Source organism: Amycolatopsis sp. NPDC003861 (genome assembly GCF_053605405.1).
Genome location: NZ_JBSGJD010000054.1, coordinates 14,817 through 30,280 on the forward strand (window position 1 = coordinate 14,817; position 15,464 = coordinate 30,280).

14 protein-coding genes are annotated in these 15,464 nt (G+C 71.3%); 8 read left to right on the forward strand and 6 right to left on the reverse strand.

The features are described from left to right. Positions 1-78: 78 nt before the first annotated feature. Positions 79-306: a DUF2530 domain-containing protein gene (locus ACWEVN_RS16245; protein WP_310969660.1), complete on the forward strand. Its 228-nt coding sequence runs from the start codon at positions 79-81 to the stop codon at positions 304-306. On the opposite strand, the gene ACWEVN_RS16250 is transcribed toward ACWEVN_RS16245, so the two are convergent. Then, complete coding sequence (locus tag ACWEVN_RS16250) at positions 303-3,110, reverse strand: sacsin N-terminal ATP-binding-like domain-containing protein (RefSeq protein WP_452051766.1); 2,808 nt, start codon at positions 3,108-3,110, stop codon at positions 303-305. The genes ACWEVN_RS16245 and ACWEVN_RS16250 overlap by 4 nt on opposite strands. Next, the gene (locus ACWEVN_RS16255; protein WP_452051767.1) at positions 3,107-4,987 is read right to left on the reverse strand and encodes a DUF3027 domain-containing protein; all 1,881 of its coding nucleotides are present in this window, start codon (positions 4,985-4,987) and stop codon (positions 3,107-3,109) included. Before ACWEVN_RS16255 ends, ACWEVN_RS16250 begins: the two co-directional genes overlap by 4 nt. A gap of 51 nt (positions 4,988-5,038) precedes the next feature. Here ACWEVN_RS16255 and ACWEVN_RS16260 point away from each other — a divergent pair, with 51 nt between their 5' ends. Genes ACWEVN_RS16260 through ACWEVN_RS16270 form a run of 3 tightly spaced genes read left to right on the forward strand, consistent with a single transcriptional unit; the run spans position 5,039 to position 8,327 of the window. Then, complete coding sequence (locus tag ACWEVN_RS16260; RefSeq protein WP_452051768.1) at positions 5,039-5,818, forward strand: glutaminyl-peptide cyclotransferase; 780 nt, start codon at positions 5,039-5,041, stop codon at positions 5,816-5,818. 38 nt (positions 5,819-5,856) lie between these two features. Continuing rightward, a complete protein-coding gene (locus tag ACWEVN_RS16265; RefSeq protein WP_452051769.1) occupies positions 5,857-7,839 on the forward strand; it encodes an MFS transporter in 1,983 nt (660 codons plus the stop codon). A gap of 11 nt (positions 7,840-7,850) precedes the next feature. Continuing rightward, positions 7,851-8,327, forward strand: a complete 477-nt coding sequence (locus ACWEVN_RS16270; RefSeq protein WP_452051770.1) for a DUF2771 family protein — start codon at positions 7,851-7,853, stop codon at positions 8,325-8,327. On the opposite strand, the gene ACWEVN_RS16275 is transcribed toward ACWEVN_RS16270, so the two are convergent. Beyond that, the gene (locus ACWEVN_RS16275; RefSeq protein WP_013230216.1) at positions 8,324-8,710 is read right to left on the reverse strand and encodes a cold-shock protein; all 387 of its coding nucleotides are present in this window, start codon (positions 8,708-8,710) and stop codon (positions 8,324-8,326) included. The genes ACWEVN_RS16270 and ACWEVN_RS16275 overlap by 4 nt on opposite strands. A 131-nt stretch (positions 8,711-8,841) precedes the next feature. Between ACWEVN_RS16275 and ACWEVN_RS16280 the strand changes: the two genes are divergently transcribed. Next, positions 8,842-9,075, forward strand: coding sequence for a hypothetical protein (locus ACWEVN_RS16280; RefSeq protein ID WP_449685348.1), 234 nt, complete (start codon positions 8,842-8,844; stop codon positions 9,073-9,075). A gap of 53 nt (positions 9,076-9,128) precedes the next feature. Here the strand turns inward: ACWEVN_RS16280 and ACWEVN_RS16285 are convergent, their stop codons facing one another. Continuing rightward, a complete protein-coding gene (locus ACWEVN_RS16285) occupies positions 9,129-9,746 on the reverse strand; it encodes an HAD family hydrolase (RefSeq protein ID WP_449685347.1) in 618 nt (205 codons plus the stop codon). 95 nt (positions 9,747-9,841) lie between these two features. Here ACWEVN_RS16285 and ACWEVN_RS16290 point away from each other — a divergent pair, with 95 nt between their 5' ends. Both ACWEVN_RS16290 and ACWEVN_RS16295 read left to right on the forward strand, forming a co-directional pair. Further along, the gene (locus ACWEVN_RS16290; RefSeq protein ID WP_452051771.1) at positions 9,842-10,441 is read left to right on the forward strand and encodes a TetR family transcriptional regulator; all 600 of its coding nucleotides are present in this window, start codon (positions 9,842-9,844) and stop codon (positions 10,439-10,441) included. Next, the gene (locus ACWEVN_RS16295) at positions 10,438-11,406 is read left to right on the forward strand and encodes a R2-like ligand-binding oxidase (RefSeq protein WP_310968702.1); all 969 of its coding nucleotides are present in this window, start codon (positions 10,438-10,440) and stop codon (positions 11,404-11,406) included. Before ACWEVN_RS16290 ends, ACWEVN_RS16295 begins: the two co-directional genes overlap by 4 nt. Positions 11,407-11,560: 154 nt before the next feature. Here the strand turns inward: ACWEVN_RS16295 and ACWEVN_RS16300 are convergent, their stop codons facing one another. Both ACWEVN_RS16300 and ACWEVN_RS16305 read right to left on the reverse strand, forming a co-directional pair. Further along, positions 11,561-12,700, reverse strand: coding sequence for a hypothetical protein (locus ACWEVN_RS16300; RefSeq protein WP_452051772.1), 1,140 nt, complete (start codon positions 12,698-12,700; stop codon positions 11,561-11,563). 90 nt (positions 12,701-12,790) lie between these two features. Further along, a complete protein-coding gene (locus tag ACWEVN_RS16305; protein WP_452051773.1) occupies positions 12,791-14,449 on the reverse strand; it encodes an AMP-binding protein in 1,659 nt (552 codons plus the stop codon). A 102-nt stretch (positions 14,450-14,551) separates the two neighbouring features. Here ACWEVN_RS16305 and ACWEVN_RS16310 point away from each other — a divergent pair, with 102 nt between their 5' ends. Beyond that, on the forward strand, positions 14,552-15,451 hold the full coding sequence (locus ACWEVN_RS16310) for a hypothetical protein (protein WP_449685343.1): 900 nt from the start codon (positions 14,552-14,554) through the stop codon (positions 15,449-15,451). Positions 15,452-15,464: the final 13 nt, after the last annotated feature.

The following is a 15,464-nucleotide window of genomic DNA, read 5'->3' on the forward strand; positions in this document are numbered from 1 at the left end:
CTGCCCATTCTCTCGCTGCTGCGGAGTACCCTGCACCTCGTGAGTGAACCGATCAATCCACCGGAGGTTACGGGCTCGTTGCGGCACACGCCGGAGCTGCCCAAGAAGCTGACCGACCTGACGCCGGTGGTGATCGTAGGCACCTCGATCTGGGCTGTCGCGCTGGTGGTGCTCTTCTTCACGACTTCGGGGCTGTGGGTGCAGACGGCGCTGTCCGGTTTCGCGCTCGGCTTCATCGGCATGGCGATCATCGCCTGGCAGCGCGCCGCCGCCCGCCGCGGCTCGAAGTCGGCCCAGCGCCTCTAGCCCAGCATCGTCCTCGGCGACGGGTCGTCGAGCAGCGCGGTGATCAGGTGCCGGTCGGGCCAGCGCCCGGCCGCCCAGGCGAACGCGCGCGCCAGGCCCTCCGACGTGTCGGCCGCGTGCAGCCGGTCATCGGACCACCACGGGACGTCGTGATCGGCGTCCTGGATGCGCACGGTGAGCGGGTCGTGCACCAGCACACCGCCGTCCGGGACCCGGATGCCGAGCTGGTCGGCGACGAGCTTCAGCGCGGGCAGCTCGGCCCAGGGCGCGTACTCGCCTTCGCTGACGACCCGGGCTTCCTCGGTGCTCGCGAGCGGCAGGTCGAGCAGGTCGGCGAGCCGCTCCGGGTCCTCGGGGGCGACCACGTACCGGCCGGGCTCGAGCGCCCCGGCGACCCACGGCACGTCCAGCACCAGCGCGTCGTCCACAACGGACCCATCGGCGGCCCGCACGCCTCGCGGCACCCCCGGGTCCACTCCGGACTCGACGACGGCGTCGTAAGCGCGTGTGGTCAGCCCGAGCGACACCTCGCGGCTCGGATCGGCAAGCCGGTCGAGGAGATCCCTGGCCTCATCCACAGTGGACAGATCGAGGTCTTTGCGCACCCCGGCGATCTCGAGGAGCTCCTCGCTCAGGCCGACGTCGGGAACCTCGTCGAAGAGCCCGGCCAGATCGGCGTCCGGCAGCCGCCACTCGTTCGGCGCGGCGCCCTCGAGCACGGCGTACTGCGCGATCCACCAGGCGGCGTGCCCGTTCGGCGCGCGCAGCGCCTGCCAGGTCTGCGGCCGGGCTGCGAGCAGGCGCAGGGCGGCGGGCCAGGCGTCGTCGGCGACGAGGTCGAGGTCCCGGATCGCGACGAGCGTCGACGGCGGTTCCGGCCGCGAGTCCCACCAGGCTTCTTCGTCGGGCAGGTCGTGGTCGGGTTCGTGCGGTTCGTCGTCGACGACCACGGCGAAGGAGTCGAGCACCCCGGCGGCCTCGAGGGTGCTTTGCGGCCAGTCGCCGGCGAAGTCCTCGTCGAGGACGTCCATGGCGCCGTCTTCCTCGAAGACCTCTTCGTCGAAGATGTCGAGCAGCGGCGAGTTCGGGAGGACGAGTTCGTCGGCGCGGCGCCAGGTGTCGGTGCCGGGCAGGGCGAGCGCCCCGACCCAGCGCGGGGCATCGTCCCCGCAGTCGGCGATCAGCCGCAGCACGGCACCGGCGAGCGTCGTACCGTCCAAACCGGACCGGACGTCCTCGACACTGCGCTCGACGGCATCCCGTAACTGGTCGGCGTTGAGCAGCTCCCGGGCATCGGCGTGCTTGGCACCCAGCCGTTCCAGCAGCGGATGCGACGCGGCGGGGTGCACCAGCCGCAGTCCCGGAATATCCACATCGGACAACAGGTCGAGCAGTTCGGCCGAGCCTTCGACGAGCAGGCAGCCCCGAGCACCCGGCAGCGTCCGCCCGTCGGACAGGGGGACGGGCAGCCCGTCCAGCCGTTCCCCGGCGAGAGCGTGCGACTCGACGGCGATCGCCAAGGCGGCGTAGAGGTCCCGCCACCAGCCCGGATCCCGGGTGACGCCGGTCAGCGTGTCCAGCACCTCTTCGATGCCGATCACTTGCACCGCAACGGCTTTGAGAACTTGAGCAGGCCCGTCGATCAGCCCCGGCACCAGGTCCTTCAAAAGCGCGGACAGCCCCGGCACGTCGACGTCGAGCACCCGACCCTGCCGACCGGAAACCTCGTTGCCGTCCTTAGCAGACAGCCACGGTTCCACGCTGAGCGCTGCCAGCACTTCGTCGCGAAGCTTGTTATCCACAGTGGACTTCGGAAACCCGGGAGACGGAACAAGCGCGAACCGCTGGTCGGGCGGCAGTAGCCGCACAAGCCCGACGTACTCTTTCGCGGCCGCCTCAAGCGCTTGCGCCAGCTCGGGTCCGGGCAGAGCGCGCCGCCGCGACGGTTCGACCGGAACGGAGGCAAGCAGCCGAGCGGGCAGCGACAGCCCGTCATCGGTGGGCGTCGGGGCGTGCAGAACGTCCTCGAGAAGCGGCCGGGGAGTCCCATCGGAGCCGACCGGGACGGCCCACACGACGTCACCGCGATGGGTCAGCCAGCGCGTTCCCCGTTCCGGGCCACGGATCCCGACGAAGTCCCCGTCGGCTTCACGCGTCCAAACGCGACCGTCCACATCGAACTCTGCGAGCCAGGGCAGAGCGAGCAGCAAATCGGCGACGTCGTGGGCAAGATCGTCAAGGAGGGCGCGCCCGTCAACACCGTCCCGAAGAGGCAATCGGACTTCGGTGTCGAACCCGGGCGGAACATCGGCCGGGACAGGCCAGGGAAGCCGAAGGACGGGAACGTCCCCCTCGATCCCGGCGGCTTCCCGGGTGCGCTGGGCGGAGAAGGCGACCCCGCCGCTGCTGGAGACAACGCGGGGTTCATCGGAAACGGTCCGCACGGCGGCGAACCCGACACCGAAGCGCCCGACGGTCTCGCCGGTCTTGCCGGAGGCCCGCAGCGAGGCGAGCGAGGCAACACCCCGGGCGTCGAGCGGAGCCCCGGTGTTGGCGAACCGCAGTTCGGCGTCCACAAGAGACACCCGAACCCGCCCGGGCTTCCCACCGGCCATGGCGGCATCGGCGGCATTCTGCGCGAGTTCGACGAACAGCCGATCCCGGTAGGCGCCAACCCGAAGATCACGTTCGACGTTGGTGTCTTCGGTGAGCCGCGTGGGCGAGTCCCGCCAGGACCGCAGGGTGGCTTCACGAAGCCGGGCGGTCCCAAAGGGATCGCCCGGTTCAGGGGTGTCGCCGATCACCGTTCGGGAGAGCCGTCGACCTGAGCCTGAGCTTCATCACCGGCAGCCTCGGTGGCGACGGCATCGGTCACCTCAGCCTGAGTGGGCTCCGCTTCGGAGGGCTCGGGAACATCGGTCACCGCGGGCTCATCGGCGGGCGCTTCCGGAACCACGGGCTCAGTCTCCGCAACAACGGAAGCCTCGGCGGGCGCGGCGCTCTGATCGGCCGTCGCCGCAGGCCCTTCGCCTGGCTCGGCCACCGCAGCAGCCGGATCAACCACCCCCGGCTCGGGCGCGGCACCCGACTCAGCCACACCATCAGCGGCGGCCTCAACCGGCTCGGCCACCGCACCCGTCTCCGGCTCGGTCACGGTTGAAGCGGATTCACCCGACTCGGCAACCTCGCTGGTCGCCACCTCGCCGGTCGCCGCTGGTGCCTCCGCCACCACTGGTTCGGCTGCTTCGACCGGCTCCGCTGCAGCCGCATCCCCCGGCTCGGCGATCTCGTCGGCGGCAACCGGCTCTGCCGCACTTTCAGCCGCCGTCTCAACCGGCTCCGCCACCGCCGCGGCCGGATCGACCGCCGTTTCCGCAGCCACCAGCTCGGGTTCCACCGCGACGGGCTCAGCCGCTTCAGCTGCAGCCAGTTCACCTTGCGCCGCCTGCGCGACCTCTGGCTCAGCAGCCACCTGGACCTGCGCCAGGTCCGGCTCCACTTCCGCCGGCGAGACGTCCGACTCCGCTATCCCCGTCCCACCCTCCGCCGCCGGCGACTCCACCTCAGCCGCCACCGGCTCGACCTCAGCCGCCTCCGGCTCGGTAGCTGCCACCGCCAGCTCCCCCGCCTGAGGCTCCGCGGCCTCCGGCTCACTGGCCTCCGCCTCAGCGGCCACCGGCTCCGCAGCCTGCGGCTTCACCTCGGCCGCTTCCGGCTCGGACTCCACCGCAGCTGGCGGCTTTGCCTCGGCAGTCGCTTCGACCTCGGCCGCCTCCGGCTCCCCCACCGCTACCGGCTCCGCGGCTTGCAGCTCCGCCTCCGACGCCGCCGACCCCGCCTCGGCCTCCGGCTTCGCCTCAGCCGCCTCCGGCTCCGCGGACTCCGGCTCCGCCTCCGCCGCTTCCGGCTTCGCCTCCACCTCCGCCACCGGCTCAAAGTCCAGCAGCGAATCGTCGTAAACCAGCTCCGCCACTGGGACGGACGACGTCACCTCGACCTCGACCTCCGAGTGCGCTCCGCATCCGTACTCCACGTCCACCACGTGGCCGTCCGCCGGGGCGATGTCGTTGCTGCAGACCCCGAACACCCCTCGCAGCGAACCCGCCAGCGGCACGAAGAACCCGCATGTCCCACAGACGTCCGGCGCGCTGCGGGCCATGTCGGACCTCGGGCCGAACTCGCCCGCGTGCCACCTGGCCGCCGCCTCCGTGCGGCCGAAGCGGGACAACTCGTGGACGCGGCCCAGGCCGATCTCGCGGGCCGTCTCCTGCACCGCCGGGTCGTCCGACAGCAGGTACGCCGGGGCCAGGCGGGGGTCGTTCTCTGCCGTGGGGAAGATGTCGCCCACTCCGAGGTCGCCCGCTCGGACTCGGCGCTCCCAGGGCACCCAGGCCGGGGCCACCAGCGCCGCGGGGCCCGGGACCAGGACCACTTCGCTGACCGTCACCGGCTCGTCGTCGCCCGCCAGGGCGACCGTGACCGACCAGCGCCAGCCTCCGTAGCCCGGGACCTGGGCCTCGAACAGGTGACTTGCCGTGACCGCGTCCTCGCGGGTGACACCCACGTGGGCGCCGAGCTGCTCCTCGGGTGCGTCCTCCAGCACCGCAGCTCGCGCGAACTCCACCGCGTCGGCGAGTTTGCGCTGCACGGAACCGTCGTCCAGGGTCAGCAGCAAAGTCATGCGGCCAATTGTGCCGCACGCATCCGCGGCGCCCGTGCCAGGCTGTTCATCGTGCGCACGCCGATCGTCACCGTCCTGCTGCTGGCCGCCGCCCTCGGTGGCTGCGCCAGTGCTCCGGCGCAAGAACCCGGGCCGGAACGGCTCACCGTCCAGATCGTCGCGACCCTGCCGCACGATCCCGCCGCCTTCACCGAAGGCTTCGAGTTCGCCGGGGACACGCTGTACGAGAGCACCGGGCTCGCCGGGAAGTCCGCGCTCACCGCGGGCCCCGCCGGCGGGCCGCCACGGACCACCGCCACGCTGCCGTCGCCGATGTTCGGCGAGGGCGTCACCGTCCTCGGGCCGACGCTGTGGCAACTCACCTGGCAGGACGGCGTCGCCATCGAACGCGACGCCACCACCCTCGCCGAGCTGCGGCGGGTCCCCTTCCAGGGTGAAGGCTGGGGCCTGTGCCACCAAGCCGACGGCCGCCTGGTCATGAGCAACGGCTCCGCGCAGCTCACCTTCCGGGACCCGAAGACCTTCGCCGTCACCGGGAGCGTCGACGTCGGGCGCGACCAGCTCAACGAGCTCGAATGCGTGGGCGGGGACGTCTACGCAAACGTTTGGCACACCGACACCGTGCTGCGGATCGACGCCGCCACCGGGCGCGTCACCGCGACGATCGACGCAGGTCAGCTGCGTGCGAAGGTGAACGCGACCGGCGCCGAAGACGTGCTCAACGGGATCGCCGCCGTCCCGGGCACCGGCGATTTCCTGCTCACCGGGAAGCAGTGGCCGACCACGTTCCGGGTGAGGTTCGTCCCGGCTCCGGCCGGAAAGCACGGATGAGCAGGCGGAACCGACCCCCGGTAAGGCAGGATTGACACGTGGCACTCTTCGGCTCCCGCTCCGACGGCTCCGGCTCGCAGCAGCGCGGCCGGAAGTCCAAGCGGCGCTGGACGCCGGAACCGGGCGCCGCGCGGGCCCGGTCCTGGCGGGACGCCGCCGCGCCGCGCGCCGAGCACGGCAGCCCGCCGCCCCCCACCCGCGTCCAGCGGCCCGTCGAGCACGGCAACCCGCCGCCCACCCGCGTCCAGCAGCCCGTGGACCACGGCAATCCGCCGCCCACCCGCGTCCAGCGGCCCGTGGAACAGGGCAACCCGCCGCCCACCCGGGTCCCGCCGCGCGCCGGGTTCCACGACGGCCGGGTGCCTAACGCCGACGAAGCGCCGACCGCCGCCGCGCCGACCGGTCACCGGCCACCGCCTCCGCGCGGGGCCCGGCCCTACGACCCGCACCGCACCGAGCCCGTGCGCCGCGAACCGCCCGGTGGCTTCTACCAGGGCGAACGCCACCCCGGCAGCGGTGAGTACGAGCACTACGACACCGGCGGCTACGCGGGCGAACCGCGGCCCCCGGAGCCGGGGCCCCCGCCGCCGCGGGGAGAGCCGCGCACGCCGGGCGGCACGCCGAAGCTGCCGAAGAAGATCACCGTCACGCGGGTGGCGGCGATGCGCAGCCGGCAGCTGACCGGCCAGGCCGTCGACGCCTTCCAGCGCGCGACGAAGGCCGACGGTGCCGAGAAGTCCGGCCTCACCTCGCTGACCTACGCCGTGATGCTGAACTACGCCAGCGACGCCGCCATGGCGATCGCGCTGGCCAACACGCTCTTCTTCGCCGCGACCAGCGGCGAGAGCAAGGGCAAGGTCGCGCTCTACCTGCTCATCACGATCGCGCCGTTCGCGCTGGTCGCGCCGGTGATCGGGCCCGCGCTCGACAAGGTGCAGCGCGGCCGGCGGCTGGCGATGTGCGCGTCCTCGATCGGCCAGGGCCTGATGGCCGTCGTGATGGCGCTGCACTTCGACGACTGGCTGCTCTACCCGGCCGCGCTCGGGATGATGGTGCTGTCGAAGTCGTTCACCGTGCTCAAGGCCGCGGTCACCCCGCGGGTGCTGCCGTCGGAGATCACGCTCTCCAAGACGAACGCCCGGCTGACCACGTTCGGCCTGGTCGCCGCGGGTGTGTTCGGTGCGCTGGCCAGCGGCGTCAACGCGATCACCGGCTCGGCGGGCGCGCTGTGGTTCACCGCGCTGATCTGCGTCGCCGCGGCCGTCCAGTCGATGCGGATCCCGGCCTGGGTGGAGGCGACCGAGGGCGAGGTGCCGACCTCCCTGTCGGCGCACCCGAAGGAGAAGAAGCGCCGTCAGCCGCTGGGGCGCCACATCGTCGTCGCGCTCTGGGGCAACGGCTCGGTGCGCGTGCTCACCGGCTTCCTCATGATGTTCGCCGCGTTCGCGGTGAAGGCGCAGACCGAGGGCAGCGGGCAGACGCCGTTCATGCAGCTGCTGCTGCTCGGCGTGATCGGCGCCGCGGCGGGCGCCGGCGGGTTCCTCGGCAACGCGCTGGGTTCACGCCTGCACTTCGGCAGCCCCGACCAGGTGATCGTCGGCTGCGTGGCGGGTTGCGTGCTCGCCGCGCTGGTCGCGACGCTCCTGCCCGGTCTGGCCACGGCCGCGATCGTCGGCCTGATCGGCGCGACGGCCAGCGCGCTGGCCAAGATCAGCCTCGACGCCGTCATCCAGGAAGACCTGCCCGAGGAGTCGCGCGCGTCGGCGTTCGGCCGCTCGGAAACCGTGCTGCAGTTGGCCTGGTGCCTCGGCGGGGCGGTCGGCCTGCTGCTGCCGCCGACGTACTGGATCGGCTTCCTGGTGATCAGCATCCTGCTGGCGGTCGGCCTGGCCCAGACGTACCTGGTGCGCCGCGGCGGGTCGCTCGTGCCGGGCCTCGGCGGCGACCGGCCGCTGCGCCCCGAGCCGACCGGCAGCTTCCCGGCCCAGGGCCTGCCCCGGGACCCGACGGCCCGCCGGTAGGGTCTGGGCCCATGCGACGTTCCCGGGTGGTGGCCCTGCTTGCGGCCGGTGGGTTCGCGGTGGCCGGCTGCTCGGCGCCCGGCCCGGCCGAGGTCACCTTCTACGCCGACGGCCACACGATCAACACGACGCCGGTGCTTTCGTGCGACTACTCCCGGCAGCTCGCGCAGCCGTGCAGCGCCACGGGCGACACGCAGACGCTCAAGGTCCGCCCGGGCAAGCCGGTGCAGATCTCGGTGCCCGGCGAGGTCGCGGACGCGCCGTGGCAGATCGTCTACGAGTACGTCACCCCGCAGGGCGAGTACAAGCAGAGCGACCCCATCCCGTTCACGTCGCTGGACCGCTACGCCTACACCGTGACACCCCCGACGCCCGCCGACCGCATTTCGGCGGTGGACGTGCAGAAGTACACCGCCGTGCTCAACTCGAGCACCGGTGAATCGGGCCTGCTGCCCAGCGACGTCTGGGGTCTCCGGCTGGAGGCTTAGGGGTCGATGTCCCGGGCGACCGCGCGCATGATTTCGGCGATCTGCTTGGTGTGCTTGCGGTCCGGGTAACGGTTGCGCCGCAGGTCCGGCTGCACCTTCAGCTCCAGGAGCTTGATCATGTCCTCGATCAGGCCGTGCAGCTCCTCGGCCGGGCGGCGGCGCGCTTCGGCGACGGACGGCGGCGGGTCGAGCAGCCGGACGGAGAGCGCCTGCGGCCCGCGGCGGCCGTCGGCGACGCCGAACTCCAGCCGCTGTCCGGCCTTGAGCCCCTCGACGCCCTGCGGCAGCGCGGCCTTGCGAATGTAGACGTCGGCGCCACCGTCCTGCGTGACGAACCCGAACCCCTTCTCCGCGTCGTACCACTTGACCTTGCCGGTCGGCACTTCCCTCACCAGTCCTTCTGCTGTCCGCTCACGACGAACGCGCCCGGGGCGTACCCAGGGCGCGCTGGGTAAAGGGTATCTCGCCACAGGCCCTGGGGAGAAGTCGATACCGGCGGATACCCTCATGCCTCATGAAGACCACGACGAAGGAGGCCGCCGTGGCCGCTCGCGGCAAACCGTTCCTGATGCGCGTCGGCATCGGGCTGTTCGGCCTCGGCATGCTCGCCGTGCTGGCGGTGTTCATCATGTTCGCCGCCGGCCTGGAGAACCTGCCAATCTGGTTGTCGGTCGCCGCCGGGGTCATCACGCCGCTGGGCCTGCTCCTCGGCCTGATCGCCCTGGTGATCGAGGCGCGCGCCAAGTAGACACAGCGCAGCTCCGCTGCTCCGTTGAGGGCGGTGGCGGGGGCATGGATGGACTAGGGCACCGCCGCGAACGTCTTCTCGAACCAGTCCGGGAACTCCGTCAGCGACTCGAACACCACCTCCGCTCCTTCGCTCAGCAGCAGCGTGCGATCACACGGCCCGGTGGTGACACCCACCGCGATCGCGTTGGCCGCGAGGGCACCCCGGATGTCGCCCGCGTGATCTCCGACATACACCCGGGCGTCGTGGGCGAGGAGCGCTTCGGCCTTCTGCGTCGACCACAGCTCGCCGATCACTTCGTCGACTTCGAGCCCGAGCGCGTCCACGTGCAACTGTGCGTTGGGCCCGTACTTCCCGGTGACGACCAGCGTGCGCCCGCCCGCGGCGTGCACCGCGCGGAGTGACTCGGCCGCGCCCGGCAGCGCGACCGCACTCGGCACGACCACTTCCGGGTACATCGCGCGGAACCGGTCGACGAGCCCCGGGATGCGTTCCTCGGGCGCTTCGAAGCCGCGCAGGATGTCGTCGAGCGGCGGCCCGAGGTTGGCCGCGAACGCCTCGCCGTCCAGCGGCAGGCCGGATTCGGCGCCCAGCGCGTTCATCGCCGCGGCCATGCCCGGCCGGGCGTCGATCAGTGTCATGTCGAGGTCGAACCCCACGGTGATGCCCACGATCCACACGGTACTGGGCACCACCGACAGTTTTACACGTAAGCCGATCATGTACAGCACCTTGACAGTGGAGTGATCTGTGTCAAGGTGAGGGTGTGACCAGCTTCACCGAACGGACGAAGGCGTCCCTGCGGGAGGCGCTGCTCGACGCCGCCGCCGACCTGCTGCCGGACCGCGGTCACGCGGGCCTGCGGATGGCCGACGTCGCGGCGAAAGCCGGCGTGAGCAGGCAGACGGTCTACAACGAGTTCGGGAATAAGGCGGCGCTGACCCAGGCGGTGGCGCTGCGCACCGCGTCGGAGTTCCTCGACGGGATCCGGCAGCGGTTCGAAACGGCGGACGGGCTCCTGGCGGGCATCCACCACGCCGTCGTCTACACGATCGAGCACGCGCGGGAGAACCGCCTGGTCGCGGCGGCGCTCGGCACCGAAGCCGGCGAAGACCTGCTGCCGCTGCTCACCACCAGGGGCGAGCCGATCCTCACCGCGGCCGCGGACCTCGCCGCCGAGCAGTACCGCGAGTTCGAACCCGGGCTCTCCGCCGGAGCCGCGGCCCTGCTCGCGGAGACCGTCGTCCGGCTTTCCCTGTCCCACCTGGTGCTCTCCACGCACTCGGCGGCCGAGGCGGCCGACGCCGTCACCGCGGTCCTGGAACCCGCCATCCGCCAATTCGTCCACAATGGAGTGAAACGATGACCGACACGCTCCCGGAGCTCCGGACCGGCTTTTCCTCACTGCGCAAGGGCGGGCTGAACTGGGATTCCTTCCCGCTGCGGCTGTTCGTCAAGGGCAACAAGAAGTTCTGGAACCCGGCCGACATCGACTTCAGCCGCGAACGCGAAGGCTGGGACACGCTCAACGACGAGCAGAAACGCAGCACGACGTACCTGGTCGCGCAGTTCATCGCCGGCGAAGAGGCCGTCACCGAGGACATCCAGCCGTTCATGCGGGCGATGTCGGCGACCGGCCGGTTCGGTGACGAGATGTACCTGACGCAGTTCTGCTTCGAGGAAGCCAAGCACACTGAGGTGTTCCGGCGCTGGATGGACGCCGTCGGGCTGACCCAGGACCTCCACCCGTTCGTCGCCGAGAACCCGCACTACCGCAAGCTGTTCTACGAAGAGCTGCCGCAGTCGCTGCGGGCGCTGGAGGACGATCCCAGCCCGCTCAACCAGATCCGCGCGAGCGTCACGTACAACCACGTCATCGAGGGCAGCCTGGCGCTCACCGGCTACTACTCGTGGCAGCTGATCTGCACCCAGCACGACATCCTGCCGGGCATGCAGGAACTGGTCCGCCGCATCGGCGACGACGAGCGCCGCCACATGGCCTGGGGCACCTTCACCTGCCGGCGGCACGTCGCCGCGGACGACTCGCTGTGGGACGCGGTGCAGCAGCGGATGGGCGAACTGCTCCCGCACGCGCTCAACATGATCCAGTGGGTGCAGGACCAGTTCGAGGAGATCCCGTTCGACAACGACCCGCAGGAAATCATCCAGTACGCGGCCGACCGGGCGCAGCGGCGGCTGGGCGCGATCGAATCGGCACGCGGGATGCCGGTGGAGCAGATCGACGTCGACTATTCGCCGGAGCAGCTCGAAGAAACCTTCGGCGAAGAGGACGCGAAGGCGATCGCGGAAGCCGCTGCCGCGGTGGGCTGAGGACGCCCCGGCGGGTGGGGCACCTCGACCGAGGTACCCCACCCGGATCTTCACCAGTCCCAGCTGAGGATGATCATCGGACACCTCCTTCCGTGGAATCGCGCAGGAACACGCCTGGCCGCCCGGCGCGGTTTACCCGCGCTTCGCGGATCCGTCAGCTCGCCGGCCAGTAGACGGCGTGCCAGCCGAAGGACAGGTCGGACCGGCCGATGATCGTCCCGTCGGCGGAAATCCCGGTCGCCCAGCTGTAGCCACCGCCGGGCAAGGCGCCGAGGATCGTTTCCGTGCCGTCCGCGGCCCAGCGGGCCGCCACCGATTCGACGTTGCCGACGGCCGTGCCGGAGTCGTTGAGCGCCACCGCCTCGGACCGCCGGGCGGGCTCCAGCACGGTGGCCCCGCGCGCGCTCCAGCGCACCGCCCGGTCCTGGGCGAAGTCGACGGACCCGTTGCCCACGACCACCCCGGCGCGGTTGATCGCGCGCGGCGTCGCGGAGGCCGGTGCCGCCGGCCAGTCGAGCCGGACCCGCTGCCCGTCCCGCTTCCAGGCCACCGGGACCCGCGAGCCCGCCTCGGTGACGCTCCCGGCGATCACGCCGAAGTCGTTGATCGCGGCCGCCGTGGCGCCCGGGTTGCCCACGTTGCCCGGCGAGAGGTCGGTGATCGCGCCGGTGGCCGTCCAGCGGACCGCGTGCTCATTGCCGGCGGAATCCGAGGCGCTTCCGCTGATCAGCGAGCCGTCCGCGGTGATCCCGGTGACGACGCCCTGCCCGCCGCCGGGCGGCGAAGCGAGCTGGGTGACCGAGCCGTCCGGGGCCCAGCGCAGCGCGACGTACGTCCCCTGCGGGGTGCTGCCGCTGCCGGCGACCACGCCGGTCCGGCTGATGGCTCTCGCTTCGGAGGCCCCGGCCCACGGCAGCGCGGTGACGGAGCCGTCCGGGGCCCAGCGGACCGCGTGCTCCTCACCGCTCGCGTCCTGGGCCCAGCCCACGGCCACCCCGGCGTCGTCGACCGCGACCGCCCGGCCCTGTTCGCCGCCCAGCGTCGGCAGGGCGCTGATCCGGCCCTGGCTGTCCCACTTCACCGGGTGGAAGCGCATGCGCACGTCATACGGAAGCGACTCGCCGACCATGGTGCCGGTGGCGTTGATCGCGGCCACGGTGCTGAACGCGTCGCCCGGCAGGGTGCCCAGGTCGACCGGCGCGACGTCGGCCGCGGCCGCCACGCCCGGCAGGCCCAGCGCGGCCGCCGCGAGCAGCGTCCCCACGGTGATCGGTTTCTTCGGGCAGGACAGCACGACTCCCCCTCCGCCGGCGGTTCCCGTCGCTCCCGTGCCGGAAGCGCTCCCTCCGCCGTGAAGGAGCAACGCCCGGCTGCCCCGGTCGGTTTAGGCGTGTTTCGTGGCGGCCGCGTTCTCCAGGCCGAGCAGGCTGATCGACTTCTCCCGCATCTCGACCTTGCGGACCTTCCCGGTCACCGTCATCGGGAACTCCTCGACGACGTGCACGTACCGCGGGACCTTGTAGTGCGCCAGCTTGCCGCTGCAGAACTCGCGTACCTTCTCCGCTGTCAGCGGTTCCGCACCTTCACGCATCCGGACCCAGGCCATCAGCTCTTCGCCGTACTTCTCGTCCGGGACGCCGATCACCTGCGCGTCCAGGATGTCCGGGTGCGTGTAGAGGAACTCCTCGATCTCGCGCGGGTACAGGTTCTCGCCGCCGCGGATGACCATGTCCTTGATGCGGCCGGTGATGTTGAGGTAGCTGTCGCCGTCCATCACCGCCAGGTCGCCGGTGTGCATCCAGCGGGCCGCGTCGATCGCTTCGGCCGTCTTGTCCGGCTGCTCCCAGTACCCGAGCATCACCGAATAGCCGCGCGTGCACAGTTCGCCCGGCTCGCCGCGCGGAACCGTCAGGCCGGTTTCCGGGTCGACGACCTTGACCTCCAGGTGCGGCCCGACCCGCCCGACCGTCGACACGCGACGCTCGATCGAGTCGTCCGCGCGGGTCTGCGTGGACACCGGGGACGTCTCGGTCATGCCGTAGCAGATGGACACCTCAGCCATCCCCATCCGGTCGATGACCTGCTTCATCACCTCGACCGGGCAGGGCGAGCCGGCCATGATCCCGGTGCGCAGGCTGGACAGGTCGAAGCTCCCGAAGTCCGGGTGGTTCAGCTCGGCGATGAACATCGTCGGCACGCCGTAGAGCGACGTGCACCGCTCGGCCGCGACCGCTTCGAGGGTGGCCTCCGGGTCGAACGCGGGGGCCGGGATGACCATGCAGGCGCCGTGGCTGGTGCAGGCCAGGTTGCCCATCACCATGCCGAAGCAGTGGTAGAAGGGCACCGGGATGCAGACCTTGTCCGCTTCGGTGTAGTTGCAGAGCTCGCCGACGAAGTAGCCGTTGTTCAGGATGTTGTGGTGGGACAGCGTGGCGCCCTTGGGGAAGCCCGTGGTCCCGGACGTGTACTGGATGTTGATCGGGTCGTCGGCCGACAGCCCGGCCTGCAGGTGCGCCAGCTGCGCCGGGTCACCGCCGCGGCCGGCGTCCAGCAGCGCGTCCCAGTCCCCGCCGCCGAGGATGACGACCTGTTCGAGGGCCGCGCACTTCCCGCGCACCTCCTCGGCCATCGCGGGGTAGTCCGACGTCTTGAACTTGTCCGAAGCCACGAGCAGCCGGATGCCGGCCTGGTTGAGGACGTACTCGAGCTCGTGCGCGCGGTAGGCCGGGTTGATGTTGACCAGGATGGCGCCGATCTTCGCTGTCGCGTACTGGAGGAACGTCCACTCCGCCCGGTTCGGCGACCAGATCCCGACCCGGTCGCCCTTGCCGATGCCCTGCGCGACCAGCCCGAGCGCCAGCGCGGCCACTTCGGCGGCCAGTTCCCGGTAGGTCCACCGCCGGCCCGCGGCCCGGTCGACGAGGGCGTCCCGGTCCCCGAACGCGGCCACCGTCCGGTCGAAGTTGTCGCCGATGGTGTCCCCGAGCAGCGGGACTTCGGAGGTCCCCGAGGCGTAGCTCGGCAAGGCGGGCGCGTCAGGCATGGTGCCTCCTGAAGTCGGCGGTGACTGGGGCCGAGTCTAGGAATCAGGTGCCCAGTCGGCCACCACGGTGGCAGGATCCTCCTGGGAAGAGGGAGGGAACCGATGCGAAGAATCCTGGCTCTGGTGTCCGCTTTCCTGCTGCTGGCGGTGGCCGCCCCGGCGTCGGCGGCGACGAAGGTGATCGTGCTGCCCGGCGCCACGTCCGCGGAAGGGATCACCGCCGCCGGCGGCGGCACCTACTACACCGGCGACCTCATCGCCGGCACGATCTTCCGCGAGGACGTCCGGCGCGGCACGGCCGAGCGCTTCATCGAGGCGCCACCGGGCACCATGGCGGCCGGAGTGGACTTCGACCGGCGCCACGACCTGCTGTTCGTCGCCGGCGCGGCCGGCGGCAAGGCCTACGTCTACGACGTCCGCACCAAGGCGAAGGTCGCGGACTACACCTTCGGCGACCCGCAGACGTCCTACGTCAACGACGTGGTGGTGACCCCGCAGGGCGCGTGGTTCACCGACTCCTACCACCCGCAGCTGTTCTTCGTGCCGTTCGTGGCCGGACGGCTCGGCACCCCGCGCACCCTGCCGCTGAGCGGGCCGGGCGCGGGCGGCTCCCCCGGCGACTTCTTCATGAACGACATCATCGCCACGCCGTCCGGCGACACCCTGCTCGTGGCCGCCACGATTCCCGGCAAGGTGTACAAGATCGATCCGCGCACCGGGGTCAGCACGGAGATCGCGGGCGTGAACGCGCCCAGCGTCGTCAGTCTCGTGCTCGAAGGGAACCGGCTCTGGGCCGTGCAGCTCGACGACAAGATCACCCGTTGGTGTCTCGACGGCGACCTGGGCCACGGCGCGGCCACGGGCACGATCACCGATCCGCTGTTCGACCAGCCGGTTTCGGCGATCAAGATCGGCAACCACCTCGCCGTCGTCAACTCCCACATCTACAGCGGCTACCCGCCCACCAGCCCGACGTACGAAATCCTCGTCGTCGGCGCGTGAGTTGGTAGGGTCC

Excerpts from the sequence above, each read along its gene's own strand:
- ACWEVN_RS16255 (WP_452051767.1), bottom strand. The coding sequence starts at position 4,987 with ATGACTTTGCTGCTGACCCTGGACGACGGTTCCGTGCAGCGCAAACTC.
- ACWEVN_RS16270 (WP_452051770.1), top strand. The coding sequence starts at position 7,851 with ATGCGACGTTCCCGGGTGGTGGCCCTGCTTGCGGCCGGTGGGTTCGCG.
- ACWEVN_RS16280 (WP_449685348.1), top strand. The coding sequence starts at position 8,842 with ATGAAGACCACGACGAAGGAGGCCGCCGTGGCCGCTCGCGGCAAACCG.
- ACWEVN_RS16295 (WP_310968702.1), top strand. The coding sequence starts at position 10,438 with ATGACCGACACGCTCCCGGAGCTCCGGACCGGCTTTTCCTCACTGCGC.
- ACWEVN_RS16305 (WP_452051773.1), bottom strand. The coding sequence starts at position 14,449 with ATGCCTGACGCGCCCGCCTTGCCGAGCTACGCCTCGGGGACCTCCGAA.
- ACWEVN_RS16310 (WP_449685343.1), top strand. The coding sequence starts at position 14,552 with ATGCGAAGAATCCTGGCTCTGGTGTCCGCTTTCCTGCTGCTGGCGGTG.